Raw genomic sequence first — 22,671 nt, 5'->3', positions numbered from 1 at the left:
GACCGCCTCGCACCCGACGCCCCTCCGCGCGGCCCGGGCTAGGCTCGAACGGTGACGATCCTCACCCTCGTACGACACGGCGAGACCGACTGGAACGCGGGCGGACGTATCCAGGGCTCGACCGACATCCCCCTCAACGACACCGGCCGCGCGCAGGCCCGCGAGGTCGCCGCGACACTCGCCGCCGACCTCGCCGGACGCGACGTCGTCGTCGTCTCGAGCGACCTGTCGCGCGCCGCCGAGACCGCGGACACGATCGCCGACGCCCTCGGCACCGCGGTCACGCGCCGCCTGCCCGGGCTGCGTGAGCGGTCGTACGGCGACGCCGAAGGGATGGATGCCGTGACGTTCGCCGAGGCCTTCGGGCCCTGGCACGCCGCTCAGGTTCCCGGGGCCGAGGAGTGGCCGGTGGTCCGCGAGCGCGCGCTCGCCGCGATCGCCGAGGTCGTCGCCGAGACACCCGAGGGTGTGGACGTCATCGCGGTGGCGCACGGGGCGCTGATCCGCGAGGTCATCATGCACGCGACCGACGGCGAGTTCCCGCGCGTCGGCGAGCGGCTGCCCAACTGCTCCGCCACCGTGTTCCGCCTCGACGGCGACGCGTGGGAGATGCTGGCCTACGCCGGCGTCGCCGGCTGAGCCGGCGGTCTCACTCCCCCGCGCGGCGCAGCAGAGCGCGGGCGTGGCGCAGGATGGGCTCGTCGATCATGCGCCCGTCGTACCGGAACACGCCCCGCTCGCCTTCCGCAGCGGCGAGCACACCCTCTGCCCACGTGCGCTGCTCCGGCGTCGGGGCATAGGCGGCACGGATCGTCGCGACCTGGCCGGGGTGGATGCACGCGGTCGCGCGGAAGCCCGAGGCCGCGGCATCCCGCGCCTCGTCCGAGAGACCCTCGAGGTCACCGATATCGACGTGGACGGCGTCGATGGCGGCCTTGCCGAACGCTCCCGCCGCCAGCAGCACCCGCGCGCGGGCGACCCGGGCGACGTCGCGGTACGCTCCATCGGCCCGTCTACTGGACGTGCCGCCCATGCTCGCCACGAGGTCCTCGGCGCCCCACATCAGGGCGGTCACCTGCGGGAGCGCGGCGATCTGCTCCGCCACCACCACGCCACGGGCCGTCTCGCACAGCGCGATCACCTCGTACCCCTCCAGGGGAGCGAGGGATGCCGCCGACTCGGCCTTCGCGACCATGATGCGCCGGACGCGGGTCCGCGACAGCGCCGCCAGATCCGCCGCGAAGTCGGCGGTCTCCGGGCCGTTGACACGGACGATGAGACGTTCGGGGTCGGGGTCGGCCGCGACGAGGGCCGCACGCGCCGCGTCCTTGGCGCCCGGGGCGACGGCATCCTCGAGGTCGAGGATCGCGGCATCGGACCGGTCGAGCGCCTTCGCGAGCCGCTCGGGACGATCGCCCGGCACGAACAGCAGTGCGGGGCCGAGGTCGAACGGCGCGGTCACGCCGCCGCGTCCTTCGACCACACCAGCACGGTCCGGGTCGCGGTGGCCACCACCTCGTCGTTCTGCGAGCGACCCGTGTGCGCGAGCACGACCACCCCCTGACCGGGGCGCGAGGCCGAGGGACGGACGGACACGACCTCGGTCTCGGCGGTGAGGGTGTCGCCGACGAACAGAGGCGCGGGGAAGCTCACGTCGGTCAGGCCGAGCTGCGCGACGAGGGTTCCCTGCGTGAGCTGCGCGACCGACAGACCCACGAGCGTCGACAGCGTCCACATCGAGTTCACGAGGGGTCTGCCGAAGGGCTGAGTCGCCGCGAAAGCGGCATCCAGATGCAGCGCCTGCGCGTTCATTGTCAGGGTCGTGAAGACGACGTTGTCGGCGTCGGTGACGGTGCGCCCGGGTCGGTGACCGTAACGCTCACCGACGACGAACTCCTCCAGGTACAGGCCGCGCTGCTCGATCATGCCGCAACGGTACTCCCCGACAGGCCGAGGGCCCGAGAGATCACCATGAGCTGCACCTCGGTGGTGCCCTCCCCGATCTCGAGGATCTTCGAGTCGCGGTAGTGCCGCGCCACGGGGTACTCGTTGATGAAGCCGTTCCCTCCGAAGATCTGCGTCGCGTCTCGCGCGTTGGCCATCGCGGCGTCGCTCGCGGTCATCTTCGCCACCGCGGCATCCACCGAGAAGGGCTTGCCGCTGTCGCACAGGCGGGCGGCGTGCACCCACGCGAGCCGCGCGGTGTGCACCCGCGCGTGCATCCGCGCGAGCACGAACTGGACGTTCTGCCGCGTCGAGAGGCGCTCACCGAACACCGTGCGACTGCGGGCGTAGTCCACCGCCGCCTCGAGGCATCCCTCGGCCGCTCCCGTGGCCAGAGCCGCGATCGCGACGCGGCCCTCGTCGAGGGTGCGCAGGAAGTTCTTGAGCCCGTGTCCGCGTTCGCCGAGGAGGTTTCCCGCCGGGACACGGACACCGTCGAAGGTCAGGGGGTGGGTGTCCGACGCGTTCCACCCGACCTTGTCGTAGGCCGGTCCGACCGTGAATCCCGGGGTGTCGCGGGGCACGATGATCGTCGAGATCTCGGGGCGGTCACCGCTGCGGTCGGTCACGGCCGTGACGGCGACGTAGCTGGTGATGGCCGTCCCCGAGTTGGTGATGAACTGCTTCGAGCCGTCGATCACCCACTCGTCGCCCTCGCGTCTGGCCGTCGTGCGGGTGGCTCCCGCGTCGCTTCCCGCTTCGGCCTCGGTCAGCCCGAACCCGGCGAGCGCGCGCCCGGCCACGAGGTCGGGGAGGTACTGCGCCTTCTGCGCGTCGCTGCCGAAGCGGAACAGCGGCATGGCGCCGAGGCCCACACCGGCCTCCAGGGTGATGGCGAGCGACTGGTCGACGCGCGCGATCGCCTCGATGGCGACGCACAGCGCCGCGTAGTCGCCGCCCTGCCCGCCGACGTCCTCAGGGAAGGGGAGGCCGAACAGGCCCAGCTCCCCCATCTGCGCGACGATGTCGAGCGGCAACTCGTGCGCGCGATCGGCCTCGTACGACCGCGGCGCGATCACCTCGTCGGTGAATTCGCGCACCATCGCGGCGAGTTCGCGCTCGTCGTCGGTGAAAGCCTGCTGGCTGTCGATGCTCACGGGGATCCTCCTGGGGATCGAAGAGAAGGGGGATGCCGCGGACGGCGGCGTTCGGAGGGGGGCGGGGTACGGGCTCGTCAGCGCAGCAGCATCGCTCGTCCCGGCTCGCGCAGCACACCCGCGACGTCGGTGAGGAACCGCGCCGCTTCGGCTCCGTCGACGAGTCGGTGATCGAACGAGAGGCTGAGGGTCATCACGTCGCGCAGGGCTATTTCGCCGCGGTGCTCCCATGGGGTGCGGCGCACGGCTCCGACGGCGAGGATCCCGGCCTCGCCCGGATTGAGGATGGGGGTACCGGCATCCACACCGAAGACACCGACGTTGGTGAGGGAGAACGTCCCGCCGGTCATGTCGGCCGGTGCCGTGCGTCCGGCGCGGGCGGTCGCGGCGAGATCGGCGATCGCGTCGGCGAGGTCGACGAGCGCGAGGGTATCGGCATCCCGGATGACGGGGACGACGAGGCCGCGGTCGGTCGCGGCGGCGATGCCGAGGGCGACGTAGTGGTGTTCGACGATCTCCCCCGCCTCTTCGTCCCACCGCGCGTTGAGCGCCGGGGTGCGGCCGAGGGCGAGACACACCGCCTTGGCGACGATCGCGAGCACACCGATGCGGTGACCGTCCAGGGCCCGATCGGTCTTGAGCGACGCGAGCAGCTCGGAGGTGGCGGTGACATCCACGGTGAGGAACGTCGTGGCGTGCGGTGCCGTGAAGGCGCTGCGCACCATGGCGGCGGCGGTGTGCTTGCGCACGCCGCGGATCGGGGTGCGGGTGACGCGCGGATCGGAAGAGACAGCCGGGGGGACCGTCGACGGAACTGAGGGAGGCACGGATGCCGCGCGCCCGGCGAACTCCTCGACGTGCGCGCGCGTCACGACCGCGCCGGGGTGTGCGGCGGCGACGAGCGCGAGATCGACGCCCAGGTCTTTCGCGAGCTTGCGCACGGGCGGGGTCGAGCGCGGGCGCTCGAGCACGGGTTCGGCGGGGGCGGGTCGGACGATGTCGTGCGGCGCGGCGGCATGCACGGAGTCCTCGGTGTCGAGAACGGCGCGACCGGCCCCGCGGGCGCGGCGACGAGGCCGCGCACTCCCAGCCGGCGCCGCGCCGTAACCGACGAGGTTCGGCACGGCCGCCGAGACCACCGGGCGATCCTCCGCGACGATCTGCCGATCGGCGTGTGCCGGTGCCGACTCCGCAGGACGGTGGGGGGCCACCTCTGGTTCCCCGTCCACGGCGAACGAGACCAGCGGCGAACCGACGGCGACGACGTCCCCCGCCGCGGCGTGCAGACCCTGCACGACCCCCGCGTAGGGCGAAGGGATCTCGACGACGGCCTTGGCGGTCTCCACCTCGGCGATCGTCTGGTTCAGCGACACCGTGTCTCCCTCGGCGACGTGCCAGAGGACGATCTCGGCTTCGGGAAGCCCCTCCCCGAGGTCGGGAAGCAGGAACTGCGCGATCATCGGACGCTCCCCTCCGTGGCGGCGAGCGGCGCCTCGCGCTCGAGCACCCGATCGACCGCGTGCAGGATGCGGTCGAGGTCGGGCACGTGATGCTTCTCGAGCTTGGACGGCGGGTACGGAATGTCGTGCCCGGTGACCCTCGTGGGCGGCGCCTCGAGGAAGGAGAAGCACTGCTCGGTGATGCTTGCCACGATCTCCGCCCCGAGCCCCGCCTGCCGAGCGGCCTCGTGGGTCACCACGACACGACCCGTCTTGCGCACGGAAGCGGCCACGGTGTTCAGGTCCAGGGGCGACAGCGACCGCAGGTCGATCACCTCGAGCGACAGTCCCTCGTCCTCGGCGGCGACCGCCGCATCGAGGGCGGTTCTCACCAGCGCGCCATAGGTCACGATCGTGGCGTCGCTGCCCTCGCGGGCCACGCGCGCCAGGTGCAGGGGCGGGGCGTCGGCGAGGTCGGCATCCACGTCGACCTCCCCCTTGGAGTGATACAGAAGCTTGGGCTCGAGGAAGATGACGGGGTCGTCGGATGCCACCGCCTGCCGCAGCATCACGTGCGCGTCCTGCGGGTTCGAGGGGGCGACGACCCGGAGCCCCGCGGTGTGCACGAAGTACGCCTCGGGCGACTCCGAGTGGTGCTCGGCGGCGCCCACACCCCCGGCCCAGGGGATCCGGATGACGAGCGGCATCCGAATCCGCCCTCCGCTGCGGTAGTGGAGCTTCGCGACCTGGCACACGATCTGGTCGAACGCCGGGTAGACGAATCCGTCGAACTGGATCTCGACGACGGGACGATAGCCGCGCACCGCAAGGCCCACGGCGGTTCCCACGATCCCCGCTTCCGCGAGCGGAGTGTCGATCACCCGCTGCGCACCGAACCGCGCCTGCAGGCCATCGGTGACGCGGAAGACACCGCCCAGCTTGCCGATGTCCTCGCCCATCAGCAGCACCCGGTCGTCATCGGCGAGCGCGCGGTCCAGACCGGCATTGATGGCGGCGCCCAGGGTGAGCGCGCTCATCGGGCGTCCTCCGCGACGAACCCGGACAGATAGTCCACGTAGGCTGCGCGTTGCGCGGCCAGCGGCGCATGCGGCTCGGCGTAGACGTGGTCGAAGATCGTCTCGGCGGCGCGCGTCGTAGCGCCGATGCAGGCCGCGCGCACCTGCCCGGCGAGCGCGTCGGCGGCGGCGGCGACCTCGGCGAGCCCGGAGTCGTCCAGCACGCCCTCGGCACACAGGTAGGCCTCGAAGCGGGAGATCGGGTCGCGTCCGGCCCAGTGCTCGACCTCCTCGGCCGTGCGATAGCGTCTCGGGTCGTCGGAGGTCGTGTGCGGCCCCATGCGATAGGTCACCGCCTCCAGGAACGCCGGTCCCTCTCCGCGGCGCGCGCGGTCCAGCGCCCACCGCATCGCGGCCACACACGCGAGCACGTCGTTGCCGTCGATGCGGAGACTCGGGATGCCGAATCCCGGCGCGCGCCCCGCGATCGGGAACTTCGCCTGCACCGTGACGGGTTCGGAGATCGCCCACTGATTGTTCGAGCAGACGAACACGACGGGCGCACGGAACGACGAGGCGAACACCATCGCCTCATTCACGTCGCCCTGGCTGGTCGCACCGTCGCCGAAGTAGGCGATCGCGACGTCGCTCGAGCCGTCGCGCTGGGCGCCCATCGCCCACCCGGTGGCGTGCAGCGACTGCGCTCCGATGATGATCTGCGGCGGAGCGGTGTTGATGGCGGTGTGGTCGAAGGCCGAGTGCTCCTCGCCGCGCCACGCCAACACGAAATCGGCGGGCTGTGCGCCGCGGGCGAGCAGAACACCGTGCTCGCGGTAGCTGGGGAAGACGAAGTCACCGGTGGCGAGCGCGTGGGCGGTCCCGATCTGCACCGCCTCCTGGCCCCGGCACGGCGCCCAGAGGGCGAGCTGCCCCTGACGCTGCAGCGCGACGCCCTCAGCGTCGACCCGGCGCGTCAGGACCATGTCGCGGTGGAGGGCTCGCAGCTCGTGCGGCGACAGATCAGCGATCCACGGATCGAGCACGGCGTCGGGCACACGGGAACCGTCGGGCTGAAGGACGCGGGCGACATCCTCCCCGTCATCCGCGCGGTCGGCGGCGTCATGGTCCGGCGTGGTCTGGGTGTACGTCATCGTCATCCCTCCAGGTGCGGCCCGTGGTCCTTGTGGGAGCGGGGCGGTCCGGGCGCCGGCAGCGTCGCCGACAGGGCCGACCGTACGCGGAGAAGGCAGGGCGCTCAAGACCTCCGCAGAAGGTTCAGCAAAGTGCCCATTGCGGCACGGGGGCATCCTGCTAATCTTTCGCACCATGACCAAGCTCGACGCGGTCGACCTCGACCTCCTCCGCGCCCTGTCTCACGACCCCCGCGCCACCGTCGTCGCGCTCGCCGAGAAACTCGGGCTCTCGCGCAACACCGTCCAGGCGCGCATGAGCCGCCTCGAGAAGGGCGGGGTCTTCCTGTCGTTCGAGCGCACCCTGTCGGCCGAGGCCCTCGGGTTCCCCATCGAGGCGTTCCTGCAGGTGACCGTGCGGCAAGCAGAACTCCCGACGATCCGCGCGGCGCTCGCCGAAGTCCCCGAGGTCCTGCAGGCGCACGGACTGAGCGGCCAGGTGGATCTGCTGGTGCGGGTCGCCTGTCGCGACACCCAGCATCTGTTCGACACCGACGCGCGCATCCTGTCGATCGACGGCGTCGAACGCACCGAGACCTCACTGGTGATGGGCGAGGTGATCGGCTACCGCGTCGGCCCGCTCATGAATCTCGCGCGCGAACAGCTGTAGGCCCGCGCCGCCGGGCCCCCGCGGGGCGTTTCCGGTCGCTCACCGCCGAGGCTACGGCGCCGGTACCACCGGCACGCTGGCCGTCTCGGTGCTCTGCTCGACCGGGTCATCGGCATCCAGTCGCACCAGCACGACCCCCGCGAGCACGAGCGCTCCGCCGACGAACTGCACGGGTGCGGGGGTCTCCCCCAGCAGCAGCCACGCGAACCCGAGCGCGAAGAGCACCTCGCTGAGCCCGACGAACGACGCCACGCGCGATCCGATGAGCGGAACGGCGATCACGCCGAGGGCGTAGCCGAGGGTCGTCGCAACGCCGCCAACCCACAGCAGCGGCAGGATGCCGGGGACCTCGACCCCCAGCATCGACACGGTGATGGCGGGGGCGGCGAACGGGAGCAGTCCGCTGACGATCAGCACCCCCATCACGAGCGTCCCCGTGACGAGGCCGCCGGCCGCCAGGGCGAGGGGCGGCAGATCGTCGCCGGCGCGTCCGGCGATGACGAAGTAGGCCGCCGCGCACACCGCCGCGCACAGGGCGAACAGCGTGCCCAGCAGATCGAACCGGGCGCCGCTGATGTCGACGACGAGCACAAGCCCGGCCATCGCGACGATCGAGCCCACCATTACGAGCTTCGACGGCGCCCGCCGCGTGCGCGCCCACACCGCGACGACCAGGAGCACCGGGGCGATGTACTGGATGAGGAGCGCCACCGCGACCGGCATTCGCTGCATGGCCGCGAAGTAGAACACCTGGCACCCGGCCACCGCGGTCAGCCCGAAAGCGACGATGAGCAGCCCGTGGCGTCGCAAGAACCCCGGCTGGCGGCGGATCGCCCGCACGAGCGCGGGAGACAGCAGCAGGGATGCCAATCCCATCCGCACCACGAGGACGGCTCCGAGCGACCAGCCCCCGTCGAGCAGCGGCTTGACGAACGGCCCGCTCGACGAGAACGCCAGCGCCGACGCAACGGCGATCGCCAGGCCGGTGACGGCGCCCGAGCCGCGGTGCGTGGGGCGAGGGAGGGCGACGGAGGATGTGGTCATGCGAGCCCGCTGTCAGGAGTGAAGTACGTTTACACTCGTGACAGTAGAGCCTTCGCCTGTCAGGAGTCAACATGGTCTTCATTCGTGACACCGAGCTCGTCCTCCGCGCCACGGTCGAGCTGGTCAACACGCTCCCCGAGACCGATGCGAGCGGCGTCGACGGGCTGACCGGCGAGGACGAACTCGAGGCCTTCACCGCACGCCACGGATACACCGGTTCGCGCACGCACGACCGCCGGGAGCTCACGGCGGTCCGCGGCATCCGGAACCGCCTGCACGACCTGTGGAGCGTCGATCGCGACGGCGCCGTGCCGCTGGTCAACGCGATGCTCGCCGACGGCCGCGCCCTGCCCCAGCTGGTACGCCACGACGACACCGATTGGCACATCCACGCGAGCGATCCCGACGAGCCGTTGGCCCGTCGCATGCTGGTCGAGGCCGCGCTCGCGTTCGTCGACGTGATCCGCGCCGACGAGTATGCGCGTGTACGGGTGTGCTCCGCCGACGACTGCGCCGGGGTCTACATCGACTTCTCGAAGAACGGGTCGAAGCGCTACTGCGACGCCGGCAACTGCGGCAACCGCATGAACGTCAACGCGTACCGGCGACGCAAGGCCGACCAGCCGGCCTGAGGCGCTTCCTCTCACGCCTCGGGAGGGCGACCCCGCTCACGCCTCGGGAAAGCGCTTCCCCTCACACCTCGGGAGGGCACTCCCCCTCACGCCTCGAGAAAGCGCTTTCCCCTCACGCCTCGGGAAAGCGCTTCCCCTCACGCCTCGAGAGGGCGACCCCGCTCACTCGGCTTCGCCGCGTCCGCTTTCGTCCTCGAGGAACGACCGGATCGCGGATGCCGCGGCGGCGGGCGTCTCGTAGTGGATCAGGTGCCCCACCGCGGCGATCTCGACCAGCGTGGCCCGCGGGAACAGGGTGGCCAGGTGTCGCTCGGCCTCGATGGGGGTGATGTCGTCCTTCTCGGCGGCGACGAGCAGCGTGGGCTGCGCGATGCGGGGCGCGAACTCACGGACATCGTGCGAGACGCTCGTCACGAACGCCTCGTGCAGCACGTCGCGGTCGGCGAAGCGCGAGAAGTAGGTGTCGTGCTGCTCGTGGACGAAGCGGCGAAGCCCGGGTTCGCGGGTCTTGACCATCGCGACGCTCATCACGCGCACGATGGCGGGATTGCGCAGCAGGGCATCGCCGATCGCTCGCGGCAGACGCGCGCCGGCGAGGTAGTAGAACACCGCGAGACGGGTCAGCAGACCGCGAGGACCCTCGAGCGCCGGGGCACCGATCGGGTTCACCAGGATCAGCCGCGGCGTCGGAAGGCCACCCGCCACGGCCGCCGAGGCCACGATCGAGCCGAACGAGTGACCGAGCACCACCGCGCCGGGAGCCACCGCATCGACGAACGCGCGCAGCCACGCGGCGAACGCGTCGAGGTCATGCCGCCGGCCCGGAAGCGGCGGCGTCTCACCGAAGCCGGGGAGGTCGGGAGACACGACCCGGATGCCGGGCAGGTGCGCGACGACCGGTTCGAGGCCGTGGTGCTCGCCGCGGAAGCCGTGGACCGCCACGATCGTGGTGGCGGCGTCCTCGTCACCGTACGTCCAGTACGCCGTGGTGCCGCCGAGGATGTCGGCCGTCCGCCTCTGGACGGGGATCTCCGCCAGTCGCGCGGCGTAGGGGTTCGGCATCCCTCGATTCTAGGAGGCGGTGCCCGGGCGCGCCCGGCGAGCATGCGCGACGCCGCGCGGTGCGCCTCGGTGTCCGTGTCGGAGCCCCGCCCTACTCTGAGCCCATGACCACGTGGCAGGCCGAGCCGCTTCCGCTCTTCCGGACGCCGGAGTGGGCCCGCGTCGTCGGGGTCTTCGACCTCGAGACCACCGGGGTCGACGTGGTGAACGATCGCATCGTGACGGCGCACGTCGGGGTACTCGACGCCTCGGGGCGGGTGATCGATGCGCGCGACTGGCTCGCTGACCCGGGTATCGAGATCCCGGCCGGCGCGGCCGCCATTCACGGCGTCTCCACCGCGCACGCCCGCGCGCACGGCGCGCCGGCCGCATCGGTGATCGACGAGGTCGTGGCGTCCCTGCGCGCGCTCTTCGACGCCGGCATCCCGGTCGTCGCGTACAACGCCCCCTTCGACTTCTCACTGCTGAAGTACGAGGCGCTGCGCCACGGCATCCCTCCCATCGATGCGCCCTCGCCGGTCATCGATCCGCTCGTCGTCGACAAGACGTACGACCGCTACCGGCGCGGCAAGCGCAGTCTCACGCACGTCGCCGCCCACTACGCGGTGCCGCTGGACACGGCGCACGAGGCATGCGCGGACGCCGTCGCCGCGGGGCGCCTCGCCCTCGCCCTCGCCGAACGCTACGCGGCGTGGCTTCCGCCGACTGTCGACGAGCTCCACACCCGGCAGATCGCGTGGGCACGCGCTCAGGCGGCGAGCCTGACCGAATACTTCGTCAAGATCGGGCGGCTGGATGCCACGGCTCCCCCGCTCGACGGGGCCTGGCCGATCCGCTGAGCGCGGGCATCGGGCATCGCGGGGCTGACACGGGGTGCGTTAGGGCGGCCGCGACCGTGGGGATCGGGCATCGCGAAGCTGACCCCGGGGTGCGTTCAGGCGGCCGCGGCTACGAGGTTCGGCATCACGGGGCTGAACCCGGGGTTCATTAGGACGGCCCTCGCCACGAGGTTCGTGCCGACACGAGTGTCGGTGGATCAGGGCGCGTGCGGCGTGGGAAATCGTGCCGGGATACGTGTCGCGCGGTGCTACCGCCGGTGCCCTCGGCGATGTCGGACCCCCTCGGTAGTGTTCGAGCATGGTGGTTCCGGCATCCGCGACTGATCGGTCTGACCCGACCGATGTCGGTTGTGCGCCGTGGCCCGACGACGATGTCGTGCAAGCCGATGCGGATGCCGCATGGGCCATCGACCTGGGCCTCGTCGACCTCGTTAATGGGGCGTTTCCGAGCACCGATCCCGGCCATGGTCCGGCGGAGGACGCCCTGGCCTGTCTGCTGGAGCGTCTGGAGGACCGCTCGCGGGAACGTCATCGCGCCACCGCCGCCGAGTACGACCTCATCTTTCAGGTGATCGCCGACGCGTCGGCCGACCCCGACCCGTGGGTCGGTCCTGATCCGACGCTCGACCGGCTCTGGAGCGACCCGCGAGGACGAACGGTCACCGCGGTCCGGCGCGACCGCATCGACATGGCCGAACGCGCCGCCGTCGCCGAGATCGCCGTGCGCCTGCGCGTGGCCGAGCAGACGGTCCGCGCACGAGCCGCCCACGCCGGGATTCTTCGCAACCGGTGCCCCCGCGTGTGGGCGGCGTTCGTCGACGGGCGACTGTCGGAGCGGCACGCGGTCGAGACCGCGCGCCTGGCGGCCTCATTGCCGGATGGCGACCCCGGAGCCTGGGCGGCGTTCGACGACGGGGCCCTCGATCGGGCTCTGCGACTCTCTCCCGCGCGGTTTGCCACGTCAGCACGCGTCCTCCGCGAGCGGGTGCACAGCGAGTCGATCCAGGAGCGGCATCGGCGTGCGCGCGACGAGCGGGGAGTGTGGCTGACTCCCGACCTCGATGGCATGGCGACGGTCACCGCATATCTCCCCGCGGATCGCGCTGCCGCCGCCCTGACGCGCCTCGACCACGCCGCTCGGCATCTTGCCGCCGTGGACGGCGAGGAGCGCACCTTGGCGCAGCTGCGTGCCGACGCGTTCGCCGATCTCCTCACGGGGACGGATCCGGCCCCGCGGAGCACCCCCGGACGATCGGGCGTCGCTGTCGGCGGCACGAATCGCCCCGGCGTCGTCATCACGATCCCCGCCCTGACGCTCCTCGGAGCCGACACCACCCCCGCCACCATCGATGGCTACGGCCCTGTCGACCTCGATACCGCGCGTCGCCTCGCCGGAGAAGCGTCCTCGTGGATTCGCCTTCTCACGCACCCGGTGACGGGCGCGCCGCTGGCACTGGACCGCACGGTGTATCGGGTCACCGCGGCGCTCCGTCGTTGGCTCGGCGTCACCTCCCCCACGTGCGCGTTCCCCGGCTGCGGGCGCCCTGCCCGCGAGTGCGACCTCGACCATCGGCGAGCGTGGAGCAAGGGCGGCACCACCGACGCCGACAACCTCGAACCCGAGTGCCGCCATCACCATCGGATGCGTCACGAAACGCGCTGGACACCCGCGAGAGACCCCGACACCGGCGACCTGACCTGGACATCGCCGCTCGGCGCACGCATCGACGCCGACCCGCCGCCCTTCTGAGCGGGTTCGGTGGCCTGAACCGGCATAGTCACGGTGTTCATTGCGGTCGAAAGCCCGGCGTTGCCCCCCCTGCCGTTCGTGACCTCCGCGGGTGCGTCGTGCGGGACCTCGCGCGGGCGCGCAGGTGCGTGGGCGCGCAGGTGCGTGGGTGCGAGGACGCGCGGGCGCGTCGTGCGGGACCTCGCGCCGGCGCGCGGGGGCGAGCGCGCGGGCGCGTCCCGCGGGACTTCGTGCGAGCGCGTGGGCGCGGGAACGCCCGCCGGGGTACCCGCTCCCGTACCCTCTGGTCATGGATCGCCCCCAAGAAGCACCCCGGCGGGACTTCCCCGCGCCTCTGCGCACCCAGCCGGACTCGGCCGCGCCCCTCGTGCGACCGGCTCGCCTCGCCGACGCCGAAGGTATCGCGCACGTGCACGCGGCATCCTGGCGGGAGACGTACGGGAGATTCTTCGACGACCCCGACAACAGCCCGTGGTTCCGCGTCGAAGGGCGGATCACGATGTGGCGGACGACTCTGAGCGAAGATCCCTCACAGACCGTCGTCGCCGAGGGAACCACCGGAATCGTCGGATTTGCGTCCACCGCCCCGACGCCAGAACCGGATGCCGCCCGCCCGGAAGAGCTCACGATGATCTACGTTCTCGAGAACGCCCACGGAACGGGCACCGGTCAGGCGTTGCTCGACGCGGTCCTCGGTGACCGCCCGGCCTCGCTCTGGGTGGCGGCCGACAACCCGCGCGCGCACGCGTTCTACCGCCGAAACGGCTTTCGCCCCGACGGCACCGAATCCTCCTTCGGGCCGATCCCGCGGACGGTCAGACTGGTGCGCTGACGCCCGGAACCGACCGCCACCGCCAGCCGAACGCCGCCCCCGAGCTCACGCCCGACAGGAACTGACGCCCGCCCGTACCGTCGCCCTGCCCAGCCGACTCCACCGCTCGATGCGCGAGGAGGACCTGGGCTCCCTCTTCTCGACGGTGGCGTTCCAGCAACGACGAGAGCCCCCGTCCCGAAGGACGAGGGCTCTCGACGAAACCGCGTGAACTCAGCGCGAGCCGAAGTTCTTGAAGCGCTGGTTGAACTTCTCGACGCGACCGGCCGAGTCCATGATGCGCTGCTTGCCCGTGTAGAAGGGGTGCGAGGCCGAAGAGATCTCGACGTCGATGACGGGGTACTCCACGCCGTCCAGCTCGATCGTCTTGTCGCTGCTCACCGTCGAGCGGGTGAGGAAGGTCTCGCCCGAGCCGAGGTCGCGGAACACGACGGCGCGGTAGTCCGGGTGGATGTCAGTCTTCATGGGAGGTCCTTTGAGAAGTGGTGCCCTGGATTCTGCCAGGACGGTCAAAGTCTGCGGCGCCGGAGGCACCAAAGGACGAGTCTACCAGGCTCTTCGCCCCGCGACGACGCCGGCCGTCCGAAGCTGAACGGAGCTCAGGACGACGCACGGGCCGCGTAGCGCCCGGCATCCTGGGTCAAGGTGATGTCGACCCCGAACGTTGCGCTCAGGTTCTCGGCCGTGAGCGCCTCGGACAGGGGCCCGGCTGCCACGACCTCGCCGTCACGCAGCAGCAGGACGTGAGTGAACCCGACCGGGATCTCCTCCACGTGGTGCGTCACCATGATCATGGCCGGAGTGGTCGGGGCCTGCGCGTAGCCCGAGAGCAGCGCGAGGAGCTCTTCGCGCGCGCCGAGATCGAGGCTCGCCGTGGGCTCGTCGAGGAGAAGCAGTTCGGGATCGGTCATGACCGCACGGGCGATCTGCACACGCTTCTGCTCGCCGTCCGACAGCGTGCCGAAGGTGCGGTCGGCGAGGTGGTCGAGGCGCCACTCGGCGAGGACCCGGAGCGCACGGCGTTCGTCGATGTCGTCGTACTGTTCGCGCCAACGGCCGGTGACCGAGAACGCGGCGGTCAGTACGACATCGAGAACCGTCTCTTCCGGCGGCACGCGGCGCGCCATCGCGGACGAGGCGAAGCCGATGCGCGGACGCAGCTCGAACACGTCGGTGCGCCCGAGACGCTCGCCGAGAATCGTCACCGATCCGGACGTCGGGTGCAGGAGCGTGTCGGCGAGCTGGAGCACCGTGGTCTTGCCGGCGCCGTTGGGGCCGAGCACCACCCAGCGTTCGTCGTCCGAGACGTTCCAGTCGAGGTGGGACACGATGTCCCGGGCGTTCCGGCGGACGACGACGTCGGAGAACTCCAGAACCTGCGGCATGCGTCCAGCCTAACGGGCAGAGTCCCCTGGCATCGGCGCGCCACCCCGGACTGTGGACCGACGCCGCGGACGACGCCCGGGCGCCGCGCCGGCGCGAGGACGGGCCCCGCCTACCTCCCGGCGATCTCCGCGTACAACGCCGCTGTGGTCTGCGCGATCGCGGCCCAGCTGAAGTCCTCGATCGCACGCCTGCGGCCGGCCGCGCCGTACTCGGATGCGCGCGCGGCATCCGACACGACCTCCGTGAGCACCCGGGCGAGGTCGTCGACGAAGCGGTCGGGATCGACCGGTGTTCCGGTGCCGTCCTGCACCTGCTCGATGGGCACCAGGCGCCCGGTGACGCCATCGACCACGACCTCCGGGATGCCGCCGGTCGCGGTGCCGACGACCGCGGCTCCGCACGCCATGGCCTCGAGGTTGACGATGCCGAGCGGCTCGTACACCGACGGGCACACGAACGTGGTGGCGGCCGTCAGAATCGCGCACAGCTCATGCCGCGGCAGCAGCTCGTCGATCCACACGACACCGTCGCGCGTGGCCTGGAGCCCGCGCACCAGGTCTTCGACTTCGGCGAGGATCTGCGGGGTATCCGGCGCCCCCGCGCAGAGCACGAGCTGCACATCGGGGGGAAGCTGCTCCGCGGCGCGCAACAGATAGGGCAGACCCTTCTGACGGGTGATGCGCCCGACGAAGACCACGGAGGGCCGCGCGGGATCGATGCCGAAGCGGGCGAGCACGTCGGGATCGTCGACCGGATGCCATGCCTCGGTGTCGATGCCGTTGTAGATCACGCGCACCTTGGCGGGGTCCAGTGACGGGTAGCTGCGCAGGATGTCCTGACGCATGCCCTCGCTCACGGCGACCACGGCGGCGGCGCCCTCGTACGCGGTCTTCTCGATGAAGCTGGACACGGCGTATCCGCCACCGAGCTGCTCGGCCTTCCACGGGCGCAACGGCTCCAGGCTGTGCGCGGTGACCACGTGGGGGATGCCGTGGAGCAGGGAGGCGAGATGCCCGGCGAAGTTCGCGTACCAGGTGTGGGAGTGGACGACGTCGGCACCGGCGACGTCGGAAACGATCTCGAGGTCGGTTCCGAGCGTCTGGATCGCGCCGTTCGCGGAGGAGAGCTCGGCCGGCACCGCATAGGAGGTCGTATCGGCCTCGTCGCGGGGTGCGCCGAAGGCACGGACCTGCACCTCGGTGCCCTCGGCGCGCAACGCCCGCACCAGCTCGGTGGCGTGGACACCGGCTCCCCCGTAGATCTCCGGCGGGTACTCCTTGGTGACGACGTCGACGCGCATGAGACGAACCGTAGCGCAGCGCAAGCCCCGCCGCGCGCCGGTTCCCGCGATCGCGCCCGCCCCCTAGGGTGGTGCCATGCCTGCAGCGCCGAAGGTCTTCGGAATCATCCTCGCCGGCGGCGAGGGAAAGCGACTCATGCCCCTGACGGCCGACCGAGCGAAACCGGCCGTCCCCTTCGGAGGCCAATACCGCCTGATCGACTTCGCGATCTCGAACCTCATCAACTCGGGATTGCGTCAGCTCGTGGTGTTGACGCAGTACAAGTCGCACAGCCTCGACCGCCACATCTCTCAGACGTGGCGCATGTCGCCCATGCTCGGTTCGTACGTGGCATCCGTCCCCGCTCAGCAGCGGCTCGGCAAGCGATGGTTCTCGGGTTCGGCCGACGCGATCCTGCAGTCGATGAACCTCATCCGCGACGAGAAGCCGGACATCGTCGTCGTCATCGGCGCCGACCACGTCTACCGCATGGACTTCGCGCAGATGCTCGACGCGCACATCGCCTCGGACGCGCGGGCCACGATCGCCGGCATCCGTCAGCCCATCTCCCTCGCGAACCAGTTCGGCGTGATCGACACCGATCCGGCCGACCCGACGATGATCCGCGAGTTCCTCGAGAAGCCGCAGAACCCCACGGGGCTCTCCGACGCCCCGCACGAGGTGCTCGCCTCCATGGGCAACTACATCTTCGACGCCGACGCGCTCGTCGAGGCGGTCACGCACGACGGTGAACTGCCCACCTCCGCGCACGACATGGGCGGCGACATCGTGCCGTACTTCGTCAATCGGGGCGAGGCGGCGGTGTACGACTTCCAGCGCAACGACGTGCCCGGTTCGACACCGCGCGACCGGTCCTACTGGCGTGATGTCGGCACGATCGAGTCGTTCTACGACGCGCACATGGACCTGATCTCGACCCTGCCGATCTTCAACCTGTACAACGACGACTGGCCGATCTTCTCCCAGACCTTTAACGCCCCGCCGGCGAAGTTCGTGCGCGACTCCGTCGGCCGTATCGGCAACGCGATCGACTCGATCGTCTCGCTCGGATCGGTCCTGTCCGGCACGCACCTCGAACGCAGCGTCGTGGGCCCCTGGGCGCTGGCCGGCGGCGGCTCGACGATCACGGACTCCGTGCTGTTCGACGGCGTCCAGGTCGGTGCGGGAGCACGCATCCACCGCGCGATCCTTGACAAGAACGTCACTCTGGCACCCGGGGCGACGATCGGCGTCGACCGCGAGCGCGACCTCGCGCGCGGGTTCACCGTCACCGAGACGGGCATCACCGTGGTGGGCAAGGACGTCCGCGTCGACGCCTGATCCCGGATGCCGGAAGGGGCGGTGACCATGTCGGTCACCGCCCCTTCCGCTTTCGCCGGCCGACGTCAGACGCCGACCCGGGCGAACGCGTCGCGGCTGATGCCCTGGGCGAGCACGGCCTTCGACCATTCGCGCGCCGTGTGAAGACTGTGGTCGCGGTAGTTGCCGCAGCTGAACGCGTCCGTTCCCGGAACGTCCTCCCACTCCACCTCTTCCGCGATAGCGCGCAGCGAATCGCTGACGGCGGCGACCACGTCACTCAGGTCGGGCTCGCCCCACATGATGAGGTGGCATCCGAACGGCGAGATGTCGATGACACCGTCGATGCTGTCGCGCAGCAGGCTTGCGAGCAGATGCTCGATCGTGTGGATGCCCGCCGTGGGGATCTCCCCCTCGTTCGGCTGCACCAGACGCACGTCGAAGTTCGAGATGACATCTCCGCGCGGCCCGGACTCGGTGCCGATGAGGCGGATGTAGGGGGCGAGGACGGCGGTGTGGTCGAGCGTGAAGCTCTCGACGTCGGCCATGGGGATCCTTTCGGCGGCGGACGGGACGATCCGAGCCTACGCGCGCGCTCACGCCTCCGCGTCGCGTGCGTCCTCCGGTGACGCGCTAGGGTCGAGGCCGTGCCGGACCCCGCTCGTTTCCTTGTCGTCCTCGACGCCGATTCCACCCTGATCCGCAATGAGGTGATCGAGCTCCTCGCGGACGAGGCCGGTCGCGGACCCGAAGTGGCCGCGGCGACGGAAGCCGCCATGCGCGGCGACATCGACTTCGCCGCGAGCCTGCGGTCGCGCGTCGCGGCCCTGGCGGGTGTTCCCGTCACCGCGTTCGCCCGAGCCGTCGCGCGCATCGAGCCGACACCGGGCGTGCGCGCGCTCATCGACGCCGTCCACGACCGCGGCGGGCGCGTCGGAGTCGTCTCGGGCGGGTTCCACGAGGTGCTCGACACCGTCGCCCCCGACCTGGGCATCGACATGTGGAGAGCCAATCGTCTCGCCGTCGCCGACGACGCGCTCACCGGCGAGGTCGATGGACCGATCGTGGATGCCGCCGCGAAGGCCGACACTCTCCTGCGTTGGGCCTCCGAGCACGGCGTGCCGCGGTCGCTGACCTTCGCGATTGGTGACGGGGCGAACGACCTGCGCATGATGGAGGTCGCCGGTCTCGGGCTCGCCTTCAACGCCAAGCCCGCCGTCCGCGCGAACGCCGACCTCGTCATGGGACGCGTCGATCTCGCCGACGTCGTCGCTCTGCTCCCCCGCTGACGAACACCCCTCCCGGATGTCGGAGGGGCTGCCTACAGTGGCCACATGGACGTGATTCTGGTTCCGGGCCTGTGGCTCGATGCATCGTCGTGGGATGCCGTGACTCCTGCTCTCACCGATGCGGGGCACCGCGTGCACCCGCTGACCCTTCCCTCCGCTCCCGAGGCGCGCATCGGCGACTGGGTCTCGGCGGTCGTCGCCGAGATCGACGCCGCGGAAGAACCCGTTGTGCTCGTGGGTCACTCCGGTGGCGGCAACGTCGTCTGGGGTGCCGCCGACGCGCGGCCCGATCGCGTCCACCGGGTCGTCTTCGTCGACACGATGCCCCCGCCGCCCGGCGCCATAATCTCGGAGTTCCCCGTCCGAGACGGAGTCGTTCCCTTCCCCGGGTGGGAGTTCTTCGACGAGCCCGACGTCGCCGACCTCGACGACGCGACGCGGCAGCGGGTCGCCGCGCGCGCCGTCGATGTACCGGGAGCGGTCCCGACCGATGCGCTCGCCCTGTCGGACGACCGACGCCACGGCATCCCCGTCACGGTGCTCTCGGGCCAGCTCGATGCGGAAGCCGTCACCGCGGCGTTGGCGGAGTGGGGTGCCTGGGCAGACGAGTTCGGCGCGATCCGCGACAGCGAGGTCGTCACGCTCGGTTCCGGCCACTGGCCGCAGTTCTCGCAGCCCGACTCTTTCGCGCGGACGCTGCAGAAGGTGGTGCGCTGAGGCCGTCGCGCTGCGTCAGTGCCCCATGCCCAGACCGCCGTCGACGGGGATGACGGCCCCCGAGATGTAGGCGGCGTCGTCCCCGGCGAGCCAGGTGACGACACCGGCGACCTCGTCGGCCGAGGCGAACCGACCGGCCGGGATGTTCTTCTTGTACTCCGCCTGGGTGTCGGCGGGCAGTTCCGCCGTCATGTCGGTCTCGATGAAGCCGGGAGCCACCACGTTCGCCGTGATGCCGCGACCCCCCAGCTCGCGGGTCAGCGAGCGGGCGAAACCCACCAGTGCGCTCTTGGACGCGGCGTAGTTGATCTGGCCCGCCGAGCCGTAGAGACCCACGACACTCGAGATGAGGATCACGCGCCCCCAGCGCGCCTTGAGCATGCCCTTGGACGCACGCTTGACGACGCGGAATGCGCCGCCGAGGTTCGTCGACACCACGCTGTCGAAATCGTCCTCGCTCATCCGCAGCAGCAGCGTGTCCTTGGTGATGCCCGCGTTGGCCACGACCACGGCGATCGGTCCGAGCTCCGCCTCGATCTGCGTGAACGCCGCGTCCACCGCCGCGGCATCCGTGACATCGGCGCGCACCGTGAGCGTCCCCGCCGGACCTTCGCCCGAGCGCGCGGTGACGGCCACGCGCCACCCCTCGGCGACGAAGCGTTCCGCGATGGCGCGGCCGATGCCGCGGTTTCCTCCGGTGACGACGACGACGCGGTCCTGAGACATGTGAGACTCCTGCGATGCGAGGGACGGAACCGGCCCAGCCTACCGATCGCCGCCGCATGACCCGGTGCGGGGACGTTTGACACGGCCCCGGCCACGCTGAAAATCTGAGGGACAGCACCGACGAAAGGGACGACCGTGAGCGACGACCAGAACCCTGCCCCCCGCAGCGAGGACGCAACGCCCGCCGCTCCGGGAGCGCCCGAGGCCCCGACGGCACCCGCCGACGCCGGAACCCCCGCCGCTGCCGCACCGCCCCACGCCACGGACCACTCCGCTCCCCCCGCGCCGCCGGCTCCCCCGGCACCCGCTCCCGGCGCACCGCCGGCGTACGGCGCCCCCTCCGCCCCGACCTACGGCGCTCCCGCCCCCACACCGCCCGCCTACGGCGCCCCCGCCCCCGCGGCCCCGAACTACGGCGCCCCAGCCTACGGCGCTCCCGCCGACTCGGCCTACGGCGCGGGTGGCTACAGCAGCGGTGGCTACGGGACGGCGGTGCGCACGAACGTGCTCGCGATCATCTCGCTCGTGGCATCCATCGCGGGGTTCCTCTGGATCGTTCCCGTCATTGGGCCGATCGCCGGTGTCATCACGGGGCACATCTCGCTCGCGCAGATCAAGCGAACGGGCGAGAAGGGTCGCGGCATGGCGCTGGCCGGCACGATCGTCGGCTGGGTCGGCATCGGCGTGATGGTGCTGTTCCTCATCGTGCTGTTCATCGGGCTGGGCATCGCGGCGAGCAACTCATCTCGATACGGCGCCTAATCGGATCCCACCCCATGGCGACGGGCGTACCCTGGGTTCACCGTGAAGACATCGCCCCGCGCCCAGTCAGCGACGTCGCTCCCGCAGGCTCCGCGGGAGGACGCCGGATCTCGTTTCGCCAAGTACATGGTGATGATGGGGATCCGCATCGCGTGCTTCATCGCGATGGCGGTGGTGACGCCCTACGGGTGGTACACCTTCGTCTTCGCCGCCGGGGCGATCTTCCTTCCCTACCTCGCGGTCATCGTCGCGAACGTCGGGCAGGATGCCGAGGTCTCGAGTGCCGTGAACCCGGAACGCATGATCGAGGCGGCGCAGCCCGCGCCCGCGGCGGCCGCCCCCGACGCCCCGACGGTGATCCGCATCGCCGAGACCCCGCGCCTCGAGCAGCCGCGCGACGACCGGTCGTGATCGACGAGACCGTCACGTGTTCCCGCGCCGGCTGTCGCGCACAGGCCGCGTGGGCCATCCGGTGGCGTAACCCGCGCATCCACGCGGTGGACCGTCGCAAGACCTGGGTGGCCTGCGACGAACACGTCGGGTACCTGCGCGATTTCCTGCGCGCTCGGGATTTCCCCGTGACCGTCACCGCTCTCGAAGGAGATCCGGCGTGAGCGCGCGCACGATGCCCGCCGCAGCGCGGTGGGCGACGTATGTCGGCGTCGCGATCCTGTTCGCCATCGCGTGCGGGTTCCTGTCGAACTGGCAGTTCGCTCGGAACGCCGAGCGATCCGAGCAGCTCCAGCTGGTCGCCGGCAACTACGACGCGCCACCGGTCGCGCTGGGCGATCTCCTCGCTCCCGACGCCGACCTCGCGCCGGGAGATGAGTGGCGCCCGGTCCGCATGACCGGCCAATACGAGTCCGAGAAGCAGCTCTTGGTGCGCAACCGCGCCCACGGCGGATCGGCGGCGTACGAGGTTCTCGTCCCGTTCCGTCTCGACGACGGCCGGATTCTGCTCGTGGACCGCGGGTGGCTGCCTCCCGGCGATCGCCAGCCAGAACCGGATGCCATTCCGGCGGCGCCGAGCGGACCGGTGGAAGTGGTGGTGCGCCTGCGCCCCGGCGAGCCGGTACCGGCATCCGGGCGCACCGCCGAGGCGGGGCAGGTGCCGACCATCAATCTCGGCCTCGTCGCGGAGCAGACCGGACCTCTCGAACAGGGCGCGTACGGCCTCCTGGTGTCCGAGAATCCCGCACCCGCGCAGGCGCCCCTGCCCATCGACCCGCCCAGCGAAGACCCCGGGCCGCACCTGTCGTACGCGATCCAGTGGATCCTTTTCGCCGTCATGGGCTTCGGCTTTCTCACCTACGTCATCGTCAGCGAGCGTCGCATCCGGCGCGAAGAGATCGAGGAGGCCCGCGAGCGCGGCGAAGACCCGCCCGCGCCCACACGGACCAAGCTCGACCCCATCACCGCCCACCGTTCCCGTAAGCGTCCCCGCGACCGGGACGGCGCCGACGAGGACGCGCTGCTGGACGCCCGCTGACGGCGGAGGCCCGAAGATCGAGCGCAGGGGCTCCCGCTTGCCGAAGTCGGCGAGCCGCGGTCAGGCGCGGAGGTCCGAAGATCGAGCGCAGGGGCTCCCGCCTGCCGAAGTCGGCAAGCCGCGGTCAGCGCGGAGGCCGTCCGCGCGACCGGGCGAACCGACGCGAGCGTGCGCGGAAACGTGTGCG

The 22,671-nt window shown here is 71.1% G+C and carries 26 protein-coding genes; 13 read left to right on the top strand and 13 right to left on the bottom strand.

Annotated features, from left to right (window positions below):
* Positions 1-51: 51 nt before the first annotated feature.
* Positions 52-639 carry a histidine phosphatase family protein gene (locus tag P5G46_RS00380; RefSeq protein ID WP_239277282.1) on the top strand — a complete coding sequence of 196 codons (588 nt, stop codon included), beginning with the start codon at positions 52-54 and terminating at the stop codon, positions 637-639.
* A gap of 10 nt (positions 640-649) precedes the next feature.
* Here P5G46_RS00380 and P5G46_RS00375 read toward each other — a convergent pair whose 3' ends face one another.
* The 6 genes from P5G46_RS00375 to pdhA form a co-directional block, all read right to left on the bottom strand.
* On the bottom strand, positions 650-1,462 hold the full coding sequence (locus P5G46_RS00375) for an HpcH/HpaI aldolase/citrate lyase family protein (protein ID WP_408904710.1): 813 nt from the start codon (positions 1,460-1,462) through the stop codon (positions 650-652).
* Positions 1,459-1,926 carry a MaoC family dehydratase gene (locus P5G46_RS00370; RefSeq protein WP_239277284.1) on the bottom strand — a complete coding sequence of 156 codons (468 nt, stop codon included), beginning with the start codon at positions 1,924-1,926 and terminating at the stop codon, positions 1,459-1,461. The genes P5G46_RS00375 and P5G46_RS00370 overlap by 4 nt, the downstream gene beginning before the upstream one ends.
* Positions 1,923-3,101: an acyl-CoA dehydrogenase family protein gene (locus P5G46_RS00365; protein ID WP_308192663.1), complete on the bottom strand. Its 1,179-nt coding sequence runs from the start codon at positions 3,099-3,101 to the stop codon at positions 1,923-1,925. The genes P5G46_RS00370 and P5G46_RS00365 overlap by 4 nt, the downstream gene beginning before the upstream one ends.
* A gap of 77 nt (positions 3,102-3,178) precedes the next feature.
* A complete protein-coding gene (locus P5G46_RS00360; protein ID WP_239277285.1) occupies positions 3,179-4,561 on the bottom strand; it encodes a dihydrolipoamide acetyltransferase family protein in 1,383 nt (460 codons plus the stop codon).
* Positions 4,558-5,577, bottom strand: coding sequence for an alpha-ketoacid dehydrogenase subunit beta (locus P5G46_RS00355; RefSeq protein ID WP_239277286.1), 1,020 nt, complete (start codon positions 5,575-5,577; stop codon positions 4,558-4,560). The genes P5G46_RS00360 and P5G46_RS00355 overlap by 4 nt, the downstream gene beginning before the upstream one ends.
* Complete coding sequence (pdhA, locus tag P5G46_RS00350; RefSeq protein ID WP_408904709.1) at positions 5,574-6,707, bottom strand: pyruvate dehydrogenase (acetyl-transferring) E1 component subunit alpha; 1,134 nt, start codon at positions 6,705-6,707, stop codon at positions 5,574-5,576. The genes P5G46_RS00355 and pdhA overlap by 4 nt, the downstream gene beginning before the upstream one ends.
* Positions 6,708-6,882: 175 nt before the next feature.
* Here pdhA and P5G46_RS00345 point away from each other — a divergent pair, with 175 nt between their 5' ends.
* Positions 6,883-7,356 carry an Lrp/AsnC family transcriptional regulator gene (locus P5G46_RS00345; protein ID WP_239277288.1) on the top strand — a complete coding sequence of 158 codons (474 nt, stop codon included), beginning with the start codon at positions 6,883-6,885 and terminating at the stop codon, positions 7,354-7,356.
* A 51-nt stretch (positions 7,357-7,407) separates the two neighbouring features.
* Here P5G46_RS00345 and P5G46_RS00340 read toward each other — a convergent pair whose 3' ends face one another.
* Positions 7,408-8,400, bottom strand: a complete 993-nt coding sequence (locus P5G46_RS00340) for a DMT family transporter (protein WP_239277289.1) — start codon at positions 8,398-8,400, stop codon at positions 7,408-7,410.
* Positions 8,401-8,471: 71 nt separating this feature from the next.
* On the opposite strand from P5G46_RS00340, the gene P5G46_RS00335 reads away from it, so the two are divergent.
* On the top strand, positions 8,472-9,032 hold the full coding sequence (locus tag P5G46_RS00335) for a CGNR zinc finger domain-containing protein (protein ID WP_239277290.1): 561 nt from the start codon (positions 8,472-8,474) through the stop codon (positions 9,030-9,032).
* A 162-nt stretch (positions 9,033-9,194) separates the two neighbouring features.
* On the opposite strand, the gene P5G46_RS00330 is transcribed toward P5G46_RS00335, so the two are convergent.
* The gene (locus P5G46_RS00330) at positions 9,195-10,094 is read right to left on the bottom strand and encodes an alpha/beta fold hydrolase (RefSeq protein ID WP_239277291.1); all 900 of its coding nucleotides are present in this window, start codon (positions 10,092-10,094) and stop codon (positions 9,195-9,197) included.
* A 104-nt stretch (positions 10,095-10,198) separates the two neighbouring features.
* Between P5G46_RS00330 and P5G46_RS00325 the strand changes: the two genes are divergently transcribed.
* The 3 genes from P5G46_RS00325 to P5G46_RS00315 all read left to right on the top strand — a co-directional run bounded on the left by P5G46_RS00325 (position 10,199) and on the right by P5G46_RS00315 (position 13,515).
* Positions 10,199-10,933: an exonuclease domain-containing protein gene (locus tag P5G46_RS00325; RefSeq protein WP_239277292.1), complete on the top strand. Its 735-nt coding sequence runs from the start codon at positions 10,199-10,201 to the stop codon at positions 10,931-10,933.
* Positions 10,934-11,231: 298 nt separating this feature from the next.
* The gene (locus tag P5G46_RS00320) at positions 11,232-12,683 is read left to right on the top strand and encodes an HNH endonuclease signature motif containing protein (RefSeq protein ID WP_239277293.1); all 1,452 of its coding nucleotides are present in this window, start codon (positions 11,232-11,234) and stop codon (positions 12,681-12,683) included.
* A gap of 289 nt (positions 12,684-12,972) precedes the next feature.
* Positions 12,973-13,515 carry a GNAT family N-acetyltransferase gene (locus tag P5G46_RS00315; RefSeq protein WP_408904708.1) on the top strand — a complete coding sequence of 181 codons (543 nt, stop codon included), beginning with the start codon at positions 12,973-12,975 and terminating at the stop codon, positions 13,513-13,515.
* Between the two features lie 213 nt (positions 13,516-13,728).
* Here the strand turns inward: P5G46_RS00315 and P5G46_RS00310 are convergent, their stop codons facing one another.
* The 3 genes from P5G46_RS00310 to glgA all read right to left on the bottom strand — a co-directional run bounded on the left by P5G46_RS00310 (position 13,729) and on the right by glgA (position 16,201).
* Positions 13,729-13,980 carry a type B 50S ribosomal protein L31 gene (locus P5G46_RS00310; RefSeq protein WP_239277295.1) on the bottom strand — a complete coding sequence of 84 codons (252 nt, stop codon included), beginning with the start codon at positions 13,978-13,980 and terminating at the stop codon, positions 13,729-13,731.
* A 134-nt stretch (positions 13,981-14,114) separates the two neighbouring features.
* On the bottom strand, positions 14,115-14,900 hold the full coding sequence (locus P5G46_RS00305) for an ABC transporter ATP-binding protein (RefSeq protein ID WP_408904707.1): 786 nt from the start codon (positions 14,898-14,900) through the stop codon (positions 14,115-14,117).
* Positions 14,901-15,010: 110 nt separating this feature from the next.
* Complete coding sequence (glgA, locus tag P5G46_RS00300) at positions 15,011-16,201, bottom strand: glycogen synthase (protein WP_408904706.1); 1,191 nt, start codon at positions 16,199-16,201, stop codon at positions 15,011-15,013.
* 76 nt (positions 16,202-16,277) lie between these two features.
* Here glgA and glgC point away from each other — a divergent pair, with 76 nt between their 5' ends.
* Complete coding sequence (glgC, locus tag P5G46_RS00295; protein WP_239277298.1) at positions 16,278-17,522, top strand: glucose-1-phosphate adenylyltransferase; 1,245 nt, start codon at positions 16,278-16,280, stop codon at positions 17,520-17,522.
* A gap of 65 nt (positions 17,523-17,587) precedes the next feature.
* Here glgC and P5G46_RS00290 read toward each other — a convergent pair whose 3' ends face one another.
* A complete protein-coding gene (locus P5G46_RS00290; protein WP_408904705.1) occupies positions 17,588-18,049 on the bottom strand; it encodes an S-ribosylhomocysteine lyase in 462 nt (153 codons plus the stop codon).
* A gap of 99 nt (positions 18,050-18,148) precedes the next feature.
* Here P5G46_RS00290 and serB point away from each other — a divergent pair, with 99 nt between their 5' ends.
* Complete coding sequence (gene serB, locus P5G46_RS00285; protein WP_408904704.1) at positions 18,149-18,790, top strand: phosphoserine phosphatase SerB; 642 nt, start codon at positions 18,149-18,151, stop codon at positions 18,788-18,790.
* A gap of 45 nt (positions 18,791-18,835) precedes the next feature.
* Complete coding sequence (locus P5G46_RS00280; RefSeq protein ID WP_408904703.1) at positions 18,836-19,507, top strand: alpha/beta fold hydrolase; 672 nt, start codon at positions 18,836-18,838, stop codon at positions 19,505-19,507.
* Positions 19,508-19,522: 15 nt separating this feature from the next.
* Here the strand turns inward: P5G46_RS00280 and fabG are convergent, their stop codons facing one another.
* Positions 19,523-20,233 carry a 3-oxoacyl-ACP reductase FabG gene (fabG, locus tag P5G46_RS00275; protein ID WP_239277302.1) on the bottom strand — a complete coding sequence of 237 codons (711 nt, stop codon included), beginning with the start codon at positions 20,231-20,233 and terminating at the stop codon, positions 19,523-19,525.
* A 135-nt stretch (positions 20,234-20,368) separates the two neighbouring features.
* On the opposite strand from fabG, the gene P5G46_RS00270 reads away from it, so the two are divergent.
* From P5G46_RS00270 to P5G46_RS00255, 4 genes are read left to right on the top strand one after another with little or no spacing between them, the layout of a single operon-like run.
* Positions 20,369-20,995, top strand: coding sequence for a DUF4190 domain-containing protein (locus tag P5G46_RS00270; protein WP_408904702.1), 627 nt, complete (start codon positions 20,369-20,371; stop codon positions 20,993-20,995).
* 42 nt (positions 20,996-21,037) lie between these two features.
* Positions 21,038-21,406: a DUF3099 domain-containing protein gene (locus P5G46_RS00265; protein ID WP_239276836.1), complete on the top strand. Its 369-nt coding sequence runs from the start codon at positions 21,038-21,040 to the stop codon at positions 21,404-21,406.
* Complete coding sequence (locus P5G46_RS00260; protein ID WP_239276835.1) at positions 21,403-21,609, top strand: hypothetical protein; 207 nt, start codon at positions 21,403-21,405, stop codon at positions 21,607-21,609. Before P5G46_RS00265 ends, P5G46_RS00260 begins: the two co-directional genes overlap by 4 nt.
* 11 nt (positions 21,610-21,620) lie before the next feature.
* The gene (locus P5G46_RS00255; protein WP_239276840.1) at positions 21,621-22,484 is read left to right on the top strand and encodes an SURF1 family cytochrome oxidase biogenesis protein; all 864 of its coding nucleotides are present in this window, start codon (positions 21,621-21,623) and stop codon (positions 22,482-22,484) included.
* Positions 22,485-22,671 lie beyond the last annotated feature (187 nt).

It is taken from the genome of Microbacterium mcarthurae (genome assembly GCF_046064585.1).
GTDB lineage: Bacteria > Actinomycetota > Actinomycetes > Actinomycetales > Microbacteriaceae > Microbacterium > Microbacterium mcarthurae.
This window is presented reverse-complemented; position numbering and strand designations above follow the sequence as displayed.